18 protein-coding genes are annotated in these 17803 nt (G+C 46.8%); 8 read left to right on the top strand and 10 right to left on the bottom strand.

The genetic code is table 11. The features are described from left to right. Positions 1-57: 57 nt before the first annotated feature. Both pgi and UL82_RS08310 read right to left on the bottom strand, forming a co-directional pair. Positions 58-1698: a glucose-6-phosphate isomerase gene (gene pgi / locus UL82_RS08315; RefSeq protein WP_046440340.1), complete on the bottom strand. Its 1641-nt coding sequence runs from the start codon at positions 1696-1698 to the stop codon at positions 58-60. Positions 1699-1888: 190 nt separating this feature from the next. Then, positions 1889-2200 carry a chorismate mutase gene (locus UL82_RS08310; protein ID WP_395921902.1) on the bottom strand — a complete coding sequence of 104 codons (312 nt, stop codon included), beginning with the start codon at positions 2198-2200 and terminating at the stop codon, positions 1889-1891. Between the two features lie 309 nt (positions 2201-2509). Between UL82_RS08310 and pcrA the strand changes: the two genes are divergently transcribed. Continuing rightward, the gene (pcrA, locus tag UL82_RS08305; RefSeq protein ID WP_232009557.1) at positions 2510-4906 is read left to right on the top strand and encodes a DNA helicase PcrA; all 2397 of its coding nucleotides are present in this window, start codon (positions 2510-2512) and stop codon (positions 4904-4906) included. Between the two features lie 76 nt (positions 4907-4982). On the opposite strand, the gene UL82_RS08300 is transcribed toward pcrA, so the two are convergent. Together UL82_RS08300 and UL82_RS08295 are read right to left on the bottom strand one after the other, a co-directional pair. After that, on the bottom strand, positions 4983-5264 hold the full coding sequence (locus UL82_RS08300) for a hypothetical protein (protein WP_046440339.1): 282 nt from the start codon (positions 5262-5264) through the stop codon (positions 4983-4985). 657 nt (positions 5265-5921) lie between these two features. Next, entirely contained in the window at positions 5922-6632 is a 711-nt protein-coding gene (locus tag UL82_RS08295; protein ID WP_046440338.1) for a M23 family metallopeptidase, read from the bottom strand. Between the two features lie 312 nt (positions 6633-6944). Here UL82_RS08295 and UL82_RS08290 point away from each other — a divergent pair, with 312 nt between their 5' ends. From UL82_RS08290 to UL82_RS08275, 4 genes are all read left to right on the top strand, one after another. After that, positions 6945-8657 (top strand): cell division protein PerM, encoded by a 1713-nt coding sequence (locus UL82_RS08290; RefSeq protein ID WP_046440337.1) that lies wholly within the window; start codon positions 6945-6947, stop codon positions 8655-8657. Continuing rightward, a complete protein-coding gene (gene purN, locus UL82_RS08285) occupies positions 8626-9276 on the top strand; it encodes a phosphoribosylglycinamide formyltransferase (protein ID WP_046440334.1) in 651 nt (216 codons plus the stop codon). Before UL82_RS08290 ends, purN begins: the two co-directional genes overlap by 32 nt. Continuing rightward, entirely contained in the window at positions 9273-10838 is a 1566-nt protein-coding gene (gene purH / locus UL82_RS08280; RefSeq protein WP_046440332.1) for a bifunctional phosphoribosylaminoimidazolecarboxamide formyltransferase/IMP cyclohydrolase, read from the top strand. Before purN ends, purH begins: the two co-directional genes overlap by 4 nt. A gap of 198 nt (positions 10839-11036) precedes the next feature. After that, complete coding sequence (locus tag UL82_RS08275; protein ID WP_046440331.1) at positions 11037-11852, top strand: HpcH/HpaI aldolase/citrate lyase family protein; 816 nt, start codon at positions 11037-11039, stop codon at positions 11850-11852. On the opposite strand, the gene UL82_RS08270 is transcribed toward UL82_RS08275, so the two are convergent. The 6 genes from UL82_RS08270 to rpmB form a co-directional block, all read right to left on the bottom strand. After that, the gene (locus UL82_RS08270) at positions 11849-12514 is read right to left on the bottom strand and encodes a TetR/AcrR family transcriptional regulator (RefSeq protein ID WP_046440330.1); all 666 of its coding nucleotides are present in this window, start codon (positions 12512-12514) and stop codon (positions 11849-11851) included. The genes UL82_RS08275 and UL82_RS08270 overlap by 4 nt on opposite strands. Before the next feature lie 172 nt (positions 12515-12686). Then, entirely contained in the window at positions 12687-13619 is a 933-nt protein-coding gene (locus UL82_RS08265) for a putative nucleotidyltransferase substrate binding domain-containing protein (RefSeq protein ID WP_083966524.1), read from the bottom strand. Positions 13620-13924: 305 nt separating this feature from the next. Next, on the bottom strand, positions 13925-14173 hold the full coding sequence (rpsR, locus tag UL82_RS10925) for a 30S ribosomal protein S18 (RefSeq protein ID WP_083966452.1): 249 nt from the start codon (positions 14171-14173) through the stop codon (positions 13925-13927). 18 nt (positions 14174-14191) lie between these two features. Further along, a complete protein-coding gene (gene rpsN / locus UL82_RS10920; protein WP_083966451.1) occupies positions 14192-14497 on the bottom strand; it encodes a 30S ribosomal protein S14 in 306 nt (101 codons plus the stop codon). Positions 14498-14500: 3 nt separating this feature from the next. Continuing rightward, the gene (gene rpmG, locus UL82_RS10915) at positions 14501-14665 is read right to left on the bottom strand and encodes a 50S ribosomal protein L33 (protein ID WP_083966450.1); all 165 of its coding nucleotides are present in this window, start codon (positions 14663-14665) and stop codon (positions 14501-14503) included. A 3-nt stretch (positions 14666-14668) separates the two neighbouring features. Further along, positions 14669-14905, bottom strand: a complete 237-nt coding sequence (gene rpmB / locus UL82_RS10910; protein WP_083966449.1) for a 50S ribosomal protein L28 — start codon at positions 14903-14905, stop codon at positions 14669-14671. 744 nt (positions 14906-15649) lie between these two features. Between rpmB and UL82_RS08255 the strand changes: the two genes are divergently transcribed. From UL82_RS08255 to rpmF, 3 genes are all read left to right on the top strand, one after another. Next, positions 15650-16924 carry an MFS transporter gene (locus UL82_RS08255; RefSeq protein WP_046440324.1) on the top strand — a complete coding sequence of 425 codons (1275 nt, stop codon included), beginning with the start codon at positions 15650-15652 and terminating at the stop codon, positions 16922-16924. Positions 16925-17263: 339 nt separating this feature from the next. Then, entirely contained in the window at positions 17264-17530 is a 267-nt protein-coding gene (locus tag UL82_RS08250; RefSeq protein ID WP_046440322.1) for a type B 50S ribosomal protein L31, read from the top strand. A gap of 15 nt (positions 17531-17545) precedes the next feature. Further along, positions 17546-17719 carry a 50S ribosomal protein L32 gene (gene rpmF, locus UL82_RS08245; RefSeq protein ID WP_046440321.1) on the top strand — a complete coding sequence of 58 codons (174 nt, stop codon included), beginning with the start codon at positions 17546-17548 and terminating at the stop codon, positions 17717-17719. The last annotated feature ends 84 nt before the right edge of the window (positions 17720-17803 follow it).

The raw sequence follows: 17803 nt of genomic DNA, 5'->3' as shown, positions 1-17803 counted from the left end.
TCAGGGTTTTAGTGGTGTTTAAGGCCGCGATGATAATCGTCGCAAAGCCTCAAACTGTTAGCTACGGTGAGCGCGGTACCAGGTAATGAGTTCGTCAGTAGAGCTATCACCGGAATCAACGGATACTTCACCAGCGACTGCGGCAGCGAGATCATTTGCCTGTTGCTTGCCTAGCTCTACTCCCCATTGGTCGAAGGAGTTAATGTCCCAGATAATGCCCTGAACGAAAACAATGTGCTCATACAAAGCAATCAATGCACCTAGGGTTGCTGGGTCAAGTTCTTCCGCCAAAATAGTGGTAGTAGGACGATTACCAGGCATAACCTTATGTGGCACTACCGCAGGATCAACACCTTCAGCAGCAATTTCTTCAGTAGTTTTACCAAAGGCCAACACCTTGGTTTGGGCGAAGAAATTGCTCATCAGCAGATCGTGCATGCTGCCGGTACCGGCAGCGGTAGGTAAATCTTGCTTGGGGCGAGCGAAACCAATGAAATCAGCAGGAATAAGCTTAGTGCCCTGGTGTATAAGCTGATAGAAAGCGTGCTGGCCATTAGTGCCAGGCTCACCCCAGTAAATTTCGCCAGTAGAAGTAGTCACCGCAGATCCATCACGGTGTACCGACTTACCATTAGATTCCATTGTAAGCTGCTGCAAATAAGCTGGGAAGCGACCTAGATCTTGCGAATATGGCAATACAGCATGGGTCTCAGCACCGAAGAAATCGTTGTACCACACACCAAGAAGTGCCATAAGTACTGGCACATTGCGGGAGAACTCGGTGGAGCGGAAGTGCTCATCCATGGCGTGGAAGCCACTCAGGAAACGCATAAAGTCCATAGGGCCAATAACTGCCATCAGTGATAGACCAATGGAAGAATCAACGGAATAGCGTCCGCCTACCCAGTCCCAGAAACCAAACATATTCTTGGTATCAATCCCGAACTCAGCGACTTTCTCATGGTTGGTTGATACCGCCACGAAGTGCTTAGACACTGCCTCGGGAGAACCGAGCTTTTCAATGAGCCAACGCTTTGCAGCATGCGCGTTGGCTAGGGTTTCTTGGGTGGTAAAAGTCTTGGATGCAACAACGAATAAAGTGGATTCAGGATCTACTTCATCTAATACAGCTGCCATATCTGCAGGATCGACATTGGAAACAAACTTGGCATGAATACCAGCAGTGGCGTAGGTACGCAAGGCTTTTACTGCCATAGCTGGACCGAGATCAGAGCCGCCAATGCCGATATTAACAACCGTTTTAATGGTATGGCCGGTATAACCTAACCATTTACCGGAGCGCAGATCGGTGGCAAAATCACGCATCCGACCTAGTACTTCATGTACATCAGCTGCTACGTCTTGGCCGTCGATAGAAAAATCTTTATCAACCGGCAAGCGTAAAGCAGTATGCAATACAGCACGATCTTCAGTGTTGTTAATATGCACGCCGTTAAACATTTCTTCGATGTGCGTGCTAAGTTGTGCCTGCTCAGCCAGCTGAATGAGGGCAGAAAGAGCATCTTTGTCTATGAGGTTTTTCGAAAGGTCGACATGTAGGCCAGCCGCGTCGAAGCTGAAATCAGCAGCACGGTTGTTATCAGCGGCAAAAAGTTCGCGTAAGTTGGTGCGAGAAATTTTTGCGTGCTGCTCTTTGATCGCTTGCCACTGTGGGGTCGTGGTGATGTCTGTAGCCATGCGTACTCCATTTCATGTGATTTTCGTTTGGTTTATTACCGAACGGATGTTTTTTGCTTGTCCTACACAACCGTAGCCAAAAGATGCCGTTGGTGCCTGATTGGATCAGGCTACGGTGAAAAAATTCACTTCCTTTTGTTTGCCTATCTTTAGCTGATGGAGGAAAACAAGTAGTGGTAATGCTGCAGTGTTAACCAAGTTTGCCGCGTCCCATACGCAACAATAGATTGGCTAGGGCAGGACCTTCCTCGCCGATGGCTTCGCGGAATTGGTTGATAATAGCTACCTCACGGGTATGTACTAGCCGGGTGCCGCCAGAGCCCATACGAGTTTTACCAATTGCTTGAGAAATCTGTGTCCGACGTTTGATCGCGGTGAGAATTTCTTTATCTAAGCGATCAATCTCTTTACGGTAACGCTGAATTTCGGCGTCAGAAAGAGGATCGTCAGTGCCGGTGGGCATTCGAATCTCGAAGTCATCTGCGGTGGAATGCATGGACATTATTGTGCCATGAATACCAGAGTGGAAAAAGAGCGAAAAGAAGTAACAAGTATAACGAGCCATAAAAGGTACAAAAGCGGCGCATGTCCAGGCAAGGCTGTAGGTTGGTAAGCGATGAATACCAATCCTTTCTCCCAAACTCAGGCTAATTCTCAGACACCAACTGAGGGTAGCAATAATCAAGTCCAACCAAGCTTGTTTAGCCAGCATTCGCCTTTTGGCGTAACACCAGCAACACGCACAATGAATACCCATGCAGCTGCGTCGTTAAACACGCCGGTTAATGTGTCGTCGAAAAGCAATGAACAAATGAGTGCGGTTGATCTTATTGATGGACTTAACCCGCAGCAGCGGTTGGCAGTAGAACATTATGGTTCGCCGTTACTTATTGTTGCTGGTGCTGGTTCGGGGAAAACCGCAGTGCTGACTCGACGCATTGCTTATTTAATGCGGGTACATGGCGTGCATCCAGGACAGATTTTAGCGATTACCTTTACTAATAAAGCTGCTGCCGAAATGCGTGAGCGGGTTACTGGCTTAGTCGGCCCAGTAGCTCAGCGGATGTGGGTATCAACTTTTCACTCCACCTGTGTGCGTATTTTGCGGGAGCAAGCGCAGTTAGTGTCGGGGTTGAATACCAATTTCACTATTTATGATTCTGACGATTCTAAGCGCTTGATCAGTATGATCATTAAGGAATTAGGTATTGATCCTAAGAAGTATTCTGCGCGAAGTGTGTTAGCAGGTATTTCACAGTTAAAAAATGAACTCATTGATCCACTCCGCGCTGAGTCTGATGCCGAGAAAACCCATAATCCTTATCAGCGCACTATTGCACAGGTCTACGGGTTATATCAGCAGCGGTTACGCCAGGGAAATGCGGTAGATTTTGATGATCTCATTGGCGAGACGGTACGTATTTTTAAGCAATATCCTCACGTAACTGAGCATTATCGACGTCGTTTCCGTCATGTGCTTATCGACGAATATCAGGACACTAACCATGCTCAGTATGTATTAATCCATGAACTAGTGGGAGCAGGCGAGCATGCTAGCCAATTGTGCGTAGTTGGTGATTCGGATCAGTCTATTTATGCCTTCCGGGGGGCAACGATTCGTAACATTGAAGAGTTTGAGCGGGATTATCCAACTGCCACCACAATTTTATTGGAGCAGAATTATCGTTCTACACAGACTATTTTGAATGCGGCAAACGCAGTTATTGCGCGGAATGAAAAACGTCGGGAGAAAAAATTATGGACTGCGCAAGGCGATGGTGCTCCTATTGTTGGTTATGTAGCAGATAATGAACACGATGAGGCTCGATTTGTCGGTGCTGAAATTGATCAGTTAGTTGATGACGGAATTGACTATTCTGACATTGCGATTATGTATCGAACCAATAATTCTTCTCGTGCTTTAGAAGATATTTTTATTCGCTCTGGTATCCCGTATAAGGTCGTCGGTGGAACCCGTTTTTATGAGCGTAAAGAAATCCGAGACATCATCGCCTACTTACGGGTGCTTGATAATCCAGAGGATGAAGTTTCTCTGCGCCGTATTATTAATACCCCGCGTCGTGGTATTGGCGATAAAGCACTGGCAATGTTGGCCTTGCATAGCGAAAATAATCAGATCAGTTTTTATCAAGCACTTCTTGATGCAGATGCTGGGAAAGTACCTATGCTTGCTGCGCGTACCAAAAATTCTATAAGTGGATTTGTAAAGCTTATGTTTGAGTTACGCGATCTTAGCGCAACCTTTGTCAATGAGGTGACGGGTATGCCAGATATTGGTGGAGTAATTTCTGCCATTTTGGATATGACGAACTACAAAGCAGAGCTAGAAAATAGTAATGATCCACAAGATGGTGCTCGCTTAGATAACCTCAATGAACTTGTTTCAGTGGCACGGGAATTTTCTTCTGAAGCAGCTAACCAAGTGGCATATATGAACATGGATGGTGGCGAGATTGAACTTGATGAAGGCGAGCCACTTCCTGGTAGCGTACAGGCCTTTTTAGAGAAAGTTTCTTTGGTTGCCGATGCCGATCAGCTACCAGATAGCGAACAAGGTGTGGTTACCTTGATGACCTTGCATACCGCTAAGGGACTAGAATTTCCGGTTGTTTTCCTCATTGGTTGGGAAGACGGGCAATTCCCGCATTTGCGTGCGCTTGGTGATGCTAAAGAACTCAGCGAAGAACGTCGCTTAGCTTATGTAGGTATTACCCGTGCTCGAAAGAGCTTATATATTAGTCGGGCAATGGTTCGTTCTTCATGGGGAAACCCGCAGACTAATCCGCCAAGTCGTTTTCTGGGTGAGATACCGGAAGAATTGCTTGATTGGCGTAGACAAGAACCAGAATCTCACTATTCATCTTGGTCGAATTCTGACTTTGACTCTGGTTATTTTTCTGAGTCTTATGGTTCTACTTATTCAGGGCAATCAGCAAGTTCTGTTAGCTCGCATCGTAGTGGATTGGGAAGTACTGGGATGAGGCGGGCTAAACAGCCAACGACACGGTTGCGTAACTCTGATCTTCAATTAGCTGTTGGCGATCGAGTTAATCACGCAAAATATGGTTTGGGTGTTGTGCAAAGTGTAGATGGTGTTGGTGTGAGAGCAAGTGTCATGATTGATTTTGGCTCTGCCGGTATTGTGCGATTAATGCTTATTGGCGGGGTACCTATGGAAAAACTCTAATAAATAATTCAGTATGAAAGCCACCTGCTTGAAAATAGTGTTCAGCAGGTGGCTTTATGATTACTAAGAAAGTGTTTTAGTGTGGTGTATTTGGGTGGGCAGAGGAATTTTTTTCCTGTAGTTTTGCTGGGCGCGGTGCATTATCTACCGGCGATCCAGGTCGGTTGGCTTTCCAGGCAATAATATCGTCGGCGAACCAAAGCGGTGTTTTATTAAGAACAATAACCGCTGCCGGTGGTGTTCTTTTACGCGCATGATAATTTGACCAGGTGTTATATGTGATATCGCAGTAGTCGGCGCATTGTTGAGTACTCCAGAGTTCTTTTTCCGTATCTCGATCAATGAAGATGGGATTCATATATTTCTTTCTGAGGGTAAGGCGTTTAGATTTCAGACAAGCTGAGGGGCAACTTGTTGAAACTAGAGACCTGAGGGGGAGGGTCTTAATAAAGCGCTATGCAAAGAAGAGGTTTTTGTGTTAAGGGGTAACCAAAAACTTTGAGCGCACAAAACGAGGGAATCGGAAAATAAGAGGGTGCTATAACAAGAAAGTGACGTCCTTAAAAAATTGGTGTACCTGGTTTTATTACGGCGAATCCAGTTGCCATGTAATACCGTGATTGTGATTCTATGGGTTAATTTTTATTTTTTGAAGACAAGTAAAAAGCTGAGTTGTTTATAGCTTTGCCTTGTGTAAATAGGGAGCAGATACGCAAGAGTTGATACTGTTAAGGTGTGGCGATGTGGGTAAGAAATGAATAAAATCCGTCTTTTTAAGTAGCCAGCTTGTCTGGCCTTTTGCTAGCTGCTTTTCGACGGAGTCTTCTAGTGTCTCTGGGGAATTATTTTTAAACTTATAAAAATATAAGCTTAAAAATATTATTAAATATAGACTAGCTCACTCTTTTTAAAATATATGAATTATCTTGCATCTATATTGCGAGGAGCATTATTTGATTGGGATAAAAAGAAAACCGAGGCCAAATAAAAGCCTCGGTAAAAGAAAAAGAAATTTTTATAGCACAATCCCACGCTCTGCAAGCCATACTGCTGGATCGGTAGCAGTGGTGCCATCTGGGTGAATCTCAAAGTGTAGGTGAGTGCCAGTAGAAAAACCACGACTACCCATACCTGCAATGTGCTGGCCAGCAGTTACTTGTTGCCCTACAGACACATTAAGGGTCTCCATATGCCCATAAACGGATACTGATCCATCCTCATGGCGGATACGAATCCAATTGCCATAACCAGATGCTGGGCCGGAATCAATAACCACACCATCCATAACCGCCAAAATTGGAGTATTGGTGACATTGGCAATATCTACACCAGCGTGGAAAGTGCCCCAACGAGGACCAAACCCAGAGGTGAAAGCACCTTCTGCTGGCCGAGAAACAGTTACCTTTGGCTTGCGGGCGAGCTCATCGGCAAGAGCGCGCACCTCAGAATAATTAACGGCCTTAACCAACTGTTCACCCAGGTTAATATTGGGTTTGAACTCGCTAATTGCTAATACCTGTGGTGCATCTTCCGAAGAAAGCGCAGCGGTTTCATTGGAGGTAAGGTGAATTTGGGTCGAATCATCGGAAGAGGTGTATGCCAAGGCGGCACCGGTAGCGCCTGCTGTTGAAACCGCACCCGTGGCAACAGCTACGAATGCAACGCGACCTTTAACTGGGGAGGCTTTGCGGTGCTTTCCACCAGCAACTCGGTGCGCTTGCTCCATGAGTCCTTCTTCCCTTAGCGATTCTTTTCGTTATTACGACCTAAAACGTTACTGCCGTAATAAAGTTGTTATCTACCGTTAGGTAACGATACTGGTTTGTTATCTTTAGGGCAAGCTGTTTTAACAGTATTTTTCTTAAAATTCGATACACATCACACAAACCTGCTTCATGACCGTGGCATATTGTGTGATCTAGGGCAAAAATATTTTATTGCTAACCAACGACAATGTTGCTGTTGTGACAGTATTAAAGCATCAATTTTTCGTCGCGCCGTTAATAGTGAGATGAGAAAACATGGCACAGTTATATAAATGAGCAAGAACACGAGCCCCAAGCCCGGTCCTTCGCGAAGCACACGAGGACGCGCTGCGGGAGCACCCTCACCAACACGTAATACTCGCGGAACTAGTTCTGCTCGTCGAATAGGCGCAAAAAAACGTATTGACGCACCACCAACCGCACCACCAAGCGCGCGGGCACGTTTTCAGCGATTACTACCGGTTGCTCTTATTCCTAATGGAATTATGCTGGTGGTAGCGATTATTTTCGCGCTTGTGGCTTTAGTTTCCACCTCAACATCTATGGATGCCTTGCCCGCAACTATTGCGAACGCGTGGCTCATTATTAATGTAGTGCCGGTTACTGGACGAGGCGTTAGCTTTGCTACCTTGCCACTATTGCCTGCTATGTTGCTGGTGTGGTTGGTAGCTAAGCGAGTCTACGCGGCGGTAAAAGATCGTGTCAGCCTTGCTGATTTAGGGATGGTTATCGCTGTTGTTTTAGGCATTCCACTACTGCTGACCCTAACAAGTTGGGCGATGCTGTTGGACGCTGCTGAGGTCTTTGATCTTCAAGCACCTCATTTGGGTACCGCGTTTCTACGCACTGCAGGAGTGCACATAACTGGTCTCGTTATTGGCATGGGTCGTAGATTATGGGATGCTTTGGCTCGTCGATACCTGGTTCCTACCGTGCTTATCGACGCTGCCCGTACCGCAGCAACCATAATGGTTTCACTTGCTGCGTGTTCACTGAGTGTGTACTTAATTAGTCTGTTTGGACACTATCGCCAGGTTAATGAAGTACTTAGCTTATACAATCCGTTAGGCGCAGTTGGCGCAATTCTATTAAGTATTGCCTATGTACCTAATATGGTGATTTACACCGCGGCAGTACTCATGGGCTCGGAGTTTATCTTTGGAAATGGTATTTTTTCGCTCTTTAGTGTTAACGCTGTTGCCCTACCGCCATTGCCCGCGCTAGCAGCTGTTCCAATTACTGCTCCACCGTGGGCAGCACTACTTATGGCGTTAGTGCCGATTTCAGTGATTGTGGTTATTTGGCGCAAACCACCACGGATTGTGGAGGCGGTTGCCATAACCGGCTACGTGGTGGCGATGTATTTATTTGTGGTACTGATGTCTTCTGGAACTGTCGGTATCTATGGTTATGTTGGCCCACACATCTGGTTAAGTCTGGGATTACTTGCGCTATGGGTTTTTGCAGTAACCGGTATCGCTGCTGGGGTAGTCGCCTTTATCCAGCGTGGAGTAACTGAGCAGCTGAGCGAAGATTCAGCAGAGCTTAACCACGATATGGTTGAGGAAGCTGAGCAACCAGAAGCTGAAGATGCAGATCAGCAACCACACCTTGATAGTGAAGAATCGGAAACTACTGATATTGCTGAAGTAGATGCACAACCAGTAGCAGAAGCAGAAGAACCGGATATAAGTACTGCCACAGAAGATCACGATCAGGAAGATATGGCGGTTAATGAACCAGAAATAGAAGTATCTGATACAGAAACAAACGTTGATCCGGAAACTATTAATGATGTGGAAGAAACTGAACTAATAACCCAGCAAACCAATGGTGTAAATACAGAAATAGACACCGCAGCAGACTCAGAAACCCCTACCGATACAGCAGAGACAAACCCAGAAGGTACACCGAGTAGCCCCGAGATAGTAACTGATAGCAGCAATGATCCTTATGAAAGTGAGGATACGCACACATCACGCTAACATAGCTGAGGTGAGCGAAAAGAAAACTGTAAAAATAGTGGTACTTGCCTCTGGGGCAGGTACCCTTTTGCAATCTATCATTGACCAGCAAGGTGCTTACCAGGTGGTTGGTGTGGTCAGCGACATTGATTGTGCTGCCCTAGAACGGGCCCAGGTAGCTGGTATTCCCACCGAGATTATTTCTTTGGCTGAAAGCCGAGATCGCGATGATTGGAATACCCGCCTAGTGGCAGCCGTCGAAAAGCATAACCCACAACTTGTTGTTTCAGCTGGTTTTATGAAGATTGTGGGCAAAGAATTTTTAGCTCGCTACGGGGGGCGAACCATTAATACGCACCCCGCTTTGCTTCCCGCTTTTCCCGGCGCTCATGCGGTGCGCGATGCCTTGGCCTACGGGGTAAAGGTAACTGGTTCGACGGTGCACTTTATTGATGAAGGAGTAGACACCGGCGAAATTATTGCACAACAAGCCGTTGATGTGCGCAGGGGAGAGTCAGAAGCAGATCTGCATGAGCGGATCAAGCAAGTAGAGCGTAAGCTCATCGTGTCCGTATTAAACTCTGCGGTCGTGGTCATGAACGCAGAGACGAACTGTGAAGAGGTGTTTTTTCACGTATGAGTGCTGACCAAAAGAATATCAAGCGCGCGCTAATTAGCGTCTATGATAAGACCGGCCTAGCAGAGCTTGCCCGGGGCTTACATGAAGCAGGGGTAGAAATTGTTTCTACTGGCTCTACCGCAGCAAAAATCGTCGAGCTTGGCATTCCTGTTACCGCAGTTGATCAGCTCACTGGCTTCCCGGAATGCCTTGAAGGACGAGTAAAAACCTTACACCCAAAGGTACACGCCGGAATTCTGGCCGATACTCGTAAACCTGAGCACCTATCACAGCTTACTGAATTAGGCGTAGCAGCTTTCCAATTGGTGGTAGTAAACCTCTACCCATTTAGTGAAACAGTCGCTTCCGGCGCAGATTTCGATGCCTGCGTAGAACAAATCGACATCGGTGGACCATCCATGGTGCGCGCCGCAGCAAAAAACCATCCATCAGTTGCAGTCGTGGTAGATCCAACCCGCTACACCGAGGTTATTGAAGCAGTAACCAAGGGTGGTTTTACCCGTGCACAGCGCACTGAGTTAGCTCTCGACGCTTTCCGCCACACCGCTGCCTACGACATCGCGGTAGCTACCTGGATGGGACAGCAGGTTCACAAACAAGAAGCATTCCCAGAATGGATGGGCAACTCTTATCAACGCGCCGGGGTACTGCGCTATGGCGAGAACCCACACCAAAAAGCAGCTCTTTATTCCGATGGAACCGGTTTAGCTAGTGCTCAACAGCTCCACGGAAAAGAAATGAGCTATAACAACTACACTGATTCCGATGCGGCATGGCGCGCCGCATGGGATCATCAACGTCCTTGTGTAGCCATTATTAAGCATGCTAATCCCTGCGGTATCGCAGTTTCTGAGGAGTCAATTGCCAAGGCACATCAGCTAGCTCATGCATGTGACCCAATTTCTGCCTTTGGTGGCGTTATCGCCGCTAACCGCGAGGTCACAGTAGAAATGGCCAAGCAAGTAGCAGAAATCTTTACCGAAGTTATTATTGCCCCCAGCTATGAAGCAGGCGCAGTCGAGATACTTGCGCAAAAGAAGAATATCCGCATTCTGCTCGCTGATGTTCCAGAAGATAACCCACTAGAAAAACGAGAAATTTCTGGTGGTCTGTTGGTTCAACAACGTGACGCTATCGACGCAGAAGGCGATAACCCAGCGACCTGGACACTCGCTGCCGGTGAGCCTGCTTCACAGCAAACGCTAGCAGAACTCGAGTTTGCCTGGCGTGCTGTGCGGGCAGTGAAATCCAATGCTATTTTGCTAGCCAAAGATGGTGGCACTGTCGGTGTTGGCATGGGACAAGTCAACCGGGTAGACGCGGCGAAACTTGCCGTTGAACGTGCGAACACCCTCGCCGGCGAGACTCAGCGCGCTGTCGGGGCAGTGGCAGCATCAGATGCTTTCTTCCCCTTTGCTGACGGTTTCCAGGTTCTTGCCGATGCTGGAGTTACCGCTGTTGTGCAACCGGGTGGTTCAATCCGCGATGCAGAAGTAATCGAAGCCGCTAATAAAGCTGGTATTACTATGTATCTCACGGGTGCTCGACATTTCGCCCACTAATTTTTAACCAGCATAATTTTAATAATTACAGGCCTATAGAGTTTTGCTCTATAGGCCTGTTGCATTTCCATGGGTTTTATTCCGATAGGAGTTTCACCAGAAAGAGATAGTCGTCGAAAAGCACAATATAACAATATAAGGGGATAAAAACTTTAATACTCATGGATGAACAAAGAAATGAATCTAAGATAAAAAGTTATGAGCTTCGAATTATCTGGACCCGCTATTTTGTTTGCCCCTGCCGGACGCGCAGAAATTATCCCGAAAGCAGCTGCCCGTGCTGATCACGTTATTTTAGATTTAGAAGATGGCGCAGGCGATGTTGATCGCGAGGTAGCATACCGCAATATCCAACAAGCCGGCTTGGATCCTGCACGCACCTTTGTTCGCATCGTTGGCCCTACTGATCCCCATCATGCGCAAGACCTTGCTTTTGTGCGCAGCACTGAATACACCAATGTCATTGTGCCTAAAGTATTTGCAGATCTACCAGATGGCCTGGATGGATTAAATATTGTGCCAATCATCGAAACCCCACAAGCAATACTCAATATTGAGAAAATTGTTCAGCATAAAAATGTAATCGGACTTTATTGGGGCGCAGATGATTTGGTGATGTACCTAGGTGGTACGCATTCTCGATTTAAAGAGGATGAACTCAACCCCGGACACTATCGTGGTGCAATGGCCTATGCACGCTGGCAAACACTCATTTATGCAGCTGCCTACCAAAAATTTGCTATGGATGCGGTATATCAAGATTTTTCTGATGATAAAGGCCTTTACCTCGAAGCACTTGATTCTGCACGCAGTGGTTTTACGCTTTTTCCCTGTATTCATCCACGGCAGGTAGAAATTGTTCGTAAAGCTTTTACCCCTAGCGAAGAAACCTTGGCCTGGGCGCAGCGAGTTGTTGCAGAGTCGAAAAAATTCCCCGGAGCATTTAAACTCGACGGGGAAATGGTAGATGCGCCGCTTATCGCACAGGCACATCGAATACTTGAACGCGCTTAAACATCTTCTTTTAGCATCGCTAGTGTTTGCTCTACGCGGTTTTCTGGTAGTTCGGCATGAACCACGCGAAGAGCCGCGTCGGCAAGCATAATAGCAAGCTCGGGAAGACGATCCTCGGTGAGTGGTTCTGGGATAACACCGTTATTTGGACGCATCTCAATAACTGACATAGCAATATGGAAGGGGAGATCGGTACGTGGATCATCATCACCGACGATCTCGCGGGCAATATTGGCAAAAGTATGGCACAATTGATCGCGTTGCTCATGGTATTCGGAAAACTCCGGTGAACTGGCAATAGGCAATTGATAAAGCCGGCCGACATTCCACCGGGTCGATAATAACAATCGCGCCTCGGCGGCAGTCAACGCCCATAACCGCAGTGGCGGCGCAGCATCGCTCTTGCTGAGTTTTTCTGCTAATTCCATTGCTGGTTGCACAGTCGAAGTGAGCAGGGTTAAAAAGATTTCTGTTTTTGAGGGAAAGTGGTAGTACAAACTTGCTTGGCGGATGCCTACTGCATCAGCAATTTGGTGCGTGGAGGTGGTAGCAAAGCCCTGTACAGTAAAGAGTTCAGATGAAGCATCCAAAATCTCTTCCCGGGCAGTGCTGCCTCGGCGGCGGGGAGAATTCTTGCGTGGTCGTCCGACGGCTCCTGCCATAGTGCATGCACCCCTTTCAAAAGATAAGTGCGCAATAAAAGCGCACATTAACTGATAAGTATATCTAACGCATAGGCAGATAAGATACTGCCACACAAAGCCACATTGAATTTTTAACCAGGCCTACACTCTCGTCATCGACGACTGTACTCAAACTTGGTAATTACATGTGTTAATCGCCCGGTACGGTAGTAGGGATTTCCTTCGGCAATGCTACGTTATAACTGGCAGCTATACTGCGCAAAACTAAAGACACATTGCGACTTGAGGCTCCAAAAACACTACGCTGAATCGCAGGTAGATCTTCTGCTTGGGCATTTTGGGTATGTACTTTGTCTGCCCAACGACGAAATTGCAAAGTTATCCCAGCATGCCAGGCCTCGCGAAGAAGATCGGCTTGATCGCTGCTTAAAATAGCGGCTTGCTCACCAGCGTTAATACGCGCAAGAGTAGATACCGCTGTGGATTGAGCGGCAGCACCTGCCCATCGGGCAAGTGCAATGATGGGATAGAGTAAGTCGCGTCGCACATCAATGCTTACCTCTCGATCAGGTAGACCATCGAGAGTTTGTAAGGCAGGTGGTCGGTGGGTGAGTGCGTCGATAAGCAAAGGTGTATATGAATCTAAAGCAAGCACTTCCTCCAGATACCAGGTACCAGCATCGGCAAAAAGTGTGAGCTCCCATTTACTTGCCTGCTGGATCATTGAGCGCCATTGATCTTGTGTGCGTGCGCGCACTCCAAAAGCAGTTTTATCGGGAGTAAGACCCACCCTGGCAATTAACTCACTTAGCCGGGAAGTATCCGTATTTTCTCCTACCGTTAACCAGCGAATAGGTGAGGTCGGGAGTGCATCACCACGACCGACTGCCCCGGTAACAATAAGTTGAGCACCACCGGTTAATTCCTGAACACCTGGACTATGTAAAACATCCGATACTAGGGCAGAAAACCAACTGAGAAGCTCATGGGCATCAGCATTATGGTTGGTGGCATTGCGTAGCAACTCCTGACTTTCGGCAAGCACACCGCGCACAGTTGGAATATCTGCGCACAAGGGTGCTTGTTCGGCTAATTCGACAAGTGAAGAATGGAGCACGTTTATTACCGCCATCTGGGAAGTATCGCTTCGATGAACGATTTAAAATGTACCGCAGATACTCTTAGCGCAATAATTTTGCCCCTAGGTGGGCAAGTCCCTGGTGATTTTTAGTGTTCCAGAGTATTAGTAAGTATTTATAAACTGCAGTGATATGCGCGAGATATGCGAAAACACCCGCTGTCTACATAAAACCGTAGACAGCGGGTGTAATAACGCTGTTATCGCAGTCATTCTTGTTTCAGTACCACAATCTGGTGGCTATGAATCAAGCGGCCGATGAGGCCAGAGTGCGTTTTCTCCCAGTCGATTTAACGGCTGGTGAACGGAAGGAGAGCCATCTCACGAGCATTCTTCACAGCGGTAGCAACCTGACGCTGCTGCTGTGGGGTAAGACCAGTTACGCGACGGGAACGGATCTTGTGGCGATCGGAGATAAACTGACGAAGGGTCTCAATATCCTTGTAGTCGACCTTCTCGATACCTTTTGCCTTGAGAGGGTTCTTCTTGGGGCGGCGGGACTGCTCCATCCGCGCCTTCTTCATGTTAGTGCGCTTCATTATGAAAACTCCCTAGAATTACCAGCTGGACTTACGAACGCCTGGCAGCTCACCGCGGTGAGCCATCTGACGCATACGAACACGGGACAGACCGAACTTACGCAGGTAGCCGCGTGGGCGACCATCGTGGGAGTCACGGTTACGTACACGCACTGGGGAAGCGTCACGTGGCTGACGGTTCAGCTCGAACTGTGCGTCGAGACGATCCTCGTCAGAGGTTTTTGGGTTCTTGATGATTGCCTTGAGCTCGTTACGGCGCTCCGCATAGCGGGCGACGATTTCCTTGCGCTGCTCGTTCTTGGCGATCTTGGACTTCTTAGCCATAGATTATCGCTCCTCGCGGAATTCGACGTGCTTGCGTGCTACCGGATCATACTTCTTCAAGGTAATACGATCTGGGTTGTTACGGCGGTTCTTACGGGTTACATAGGTGTAACCGGTGCCGGCCGTAGACTTTAGCTTGATGATTGGACGGATATCGTTACGTGCCATTTCTTAGATCTTCTCCCCACGGGCGCGGATCTTAGCAACAACGGACTCAATGCCGTCGCGGTCGATGACCTTTAGACCCTTGGTGGATACATTCAAAGTAATGGTGCGACCCAAAGAGGGCACGTAGAACTTACGACGCTGCACGTTGGGGTTCCAACGGCGAGACGTGCGTCGGTGCGAGTGCGAGACAGACTTGCCATAAGATGGCTGGCGTCCCGTGACCTGGCAAATAGCCGACATGGGTTTCTTTCTCCTAGCCGCCCACATTCAACTACTAAAGCACCACGTTAAAGTAACTATTGGTGATGCATTACGCCAGCTGGCGGGGCGATAAACGAACAATTTCGACAACAGCAAGGGACAACTGTACCGAAAGAAGCTTAAAAATCCTAATCGTGATACAGCTGCCTACCTACAGACTTAGGGAGGACTTCGATAGAAGTTTTTCAAAAGACGCTTGCGCATGCTAACTACTGCACTAGGGAGGCAGATGTTGAATGAAGAATAGTTACCCAATCATGTTCTACTGCGATCTTAGGTCACAGTAGAAAACCTTTGAAAAGACCTTAAAAGATAAGCATTAAAAGGAAAATTTGTGTGATTCTAGTAATGCAATGTGGATATACGTATTAGCAAGGATGAGAGACTTATGCATTATTGAGTAATTTTTCTCGGCACCTGTTTAATATGGCTACCTGTTTAATATGCGATCAATATTTCAGCAATAAATGGCTGGCGGAGCTGATAGGATGAAAAACGTATTTTAAGCAGTTCATGTACTCACCAACACTCATTGGAATAGATTATGTTTTCCCTACTGCATCAGTAGTTTTCCACTCTGCAACACGAGAATGCTTTAAGGCATATCTCGTGTGATTTGTATGCACCGAAATTTTGTTTGACTGTCGTTTTGCTAATAAGCGATAAGTTGGGCTTTAACTGTGTGCAAAAACTAATCAATGTTGATACGTTGTGGAGAAAAACATGCAGGAAAACAAATATAATGAGCAACATTTTTGGAGCGAAATTCGAAAGAATCACCCTGATTATCTGCGATGGTTTATTGCTGATACGGCTAGCGCATTAGGGGCTTCATTTATTGCGATACCAATTTCACTTGCAAGCCTTTATATTACGGGCGATCTGAGTCAAGCAGGAATTGTTGGAGCTGCTAGTGCAGCTGGTTCCATGATGATGACTATTCCTGCGGGAATGATCATAGATAGATTTGATAAGAAAAAGCTTCTTTGTCTGTATGGGCTTACCCAGTTTCTGGTCTGGGGTTTATTTACTGTGCTGCTATATCAAGACAAATTTACTTTTTTCTTATTGCTGATTTTTAGTAGTTGTTCAGGAATGATAATCGGAGTTTTCGGTGGTCTTACCAATGCGATTCTAAGATTCATTATTCCGGAAAATCTGTTGGTGGCAGCACAGGGAAGAAATCAAACTCGTGATAATGCTATCTGGTTGACTGGACTTCCTTTGGGAGGATTTCTTTTTGGTCTGGCACCTGTAATCCCTTTTATGGTGCAAGCACTTTCTGGACTTGGGCCGCTGTGGGCGGCAAAAACTCTTACCACTAATCTTAAACCTACTAGTACTGGACAAAGTTATTCGGTTAAAAATTTTGTAGCGGATGCGAAATATTCTCTGAGTTGGATTTGGCGGTACCCAATTCTGCGCTTAATTTTTAGTATCGATATTTTTACTAATTTTGCTAATTTTTACCTCATTGTGGCCATTGATTTATGGTTGGCGTATTTGGGCATTGCTGGTTGGATCATTGGTTTCGTATCGGCCATGTTTACCCTGGGGATGCTGGTTGGTGGATTGCTCCAAGACAACCTGATTCAACACTTACCAGGTAAAAATATTGTTCAGGCGAGGTTGGCGTGGGAACTTTTTTGGTATCTTTTCCTGATTATTTTTTCCGGTTATTGGCCACTGATTGCAGTTGCCGCCTTCTTCATTGTTATCCCTTCAGTTGCTGGTAATTCATATTCTGGTAGTTATTTGGCTTTATCTGCGCCACCGGAAAAAATTGGTAAATGTGCTGCCGGAGCACGTTTGATAATGGGGCTGCTTCCGGTTGCTGCTTCGATTAGCGCGGGAATTCTCTTGCGTTATATCGGTTTTCAAATGAGCATGTTTTTGTGCGTACTATGCCTTACGGTTGCTTGTTTTCTTGCAGCGAGTACCACCTTGAAATCCTTACCTGAGAGCGCACAGTTTGACCAGATACCAGTGTGTGAATAAACAGTATGTGAATGAGTAACCAGATTGACCTAGCTATAACTGTTTTCTCTGTTGTCTAAATAAAAAGATTTTTAGAAGATGAGGTTGAAACTCAGATTATTGTGTAGGTAAGCCTATTGGGGGTGGGTAAAAGTGGGAAGTTAAAAAATAGAATTTCCGTTTCTGATTTTTTATCGCTAGTATTACTTGGGTTGCAATGAATCTATCGGGCATTTCTATGTTTGAAGTGAGAAATTGCATGATGTAAAGATCGTAATCACGAGCCCAACTCAGGCACGATCGTTAGCAATAGTGCTAAAGAAGCGACCTGAAGTTCAATCCTGAGGGAATCGAGAATATATGAAGAAGGATATTCACCCGGATTACCACCCGGTTGTATTCCGCGACGCAGGTACTGGCTACCAGTTCCTTACTCGCTCCACTGCTACTTCCGACCGCACCGTTGAGTGGGAAGACGGCAATGAATACCCGCTGATCGTCGTTGACGTTACCAGTGAGTCACACCCATTCTGGACCGGCGCACAGCGTGTTATGGACACCGCTGGCCGTGTTGAGAAGTTCCAGCGTCGTTTCGGTGGCATGGCCCGCCGCAAGAAGAATTCTTAAGAAGGAGGGAAAACCATGGCAGTACCAAAGCGTCGTATGTCTCGTGCTAACACGCACGCACGTCGTTCCCAGTGGAAGGCAGACAATGTTGCCCTTCAAGAGGTCAAGGTTAATGGTCAGACCGTGCGTATTCCACGCCGTCTGGTTAAAGCAGCTCAGCTGGGTCTCGTAGAAGTTGAGCAGTTCTAATTTAAATTAAGAACAACTTAAACTTAATCAAGAAGCGATCCCTCGCCTTGTCTCAAAGTATTGGGAAGGTGGGGAATCGCTTTT

It is taken from the genome of Corynebacterium kutscheri, assembly GCF_000980835.1.
Taxonomy (GTDB): Bacteria; Actinomycetota; Actinomycetes; order Mycobacteriales; family Mycobacteriaceae; genus Corynebacterium; species Corynebacterium kutscheri.
This window is presented reverse-complemented; position numbering and strand designations above follow the sequence as displayed.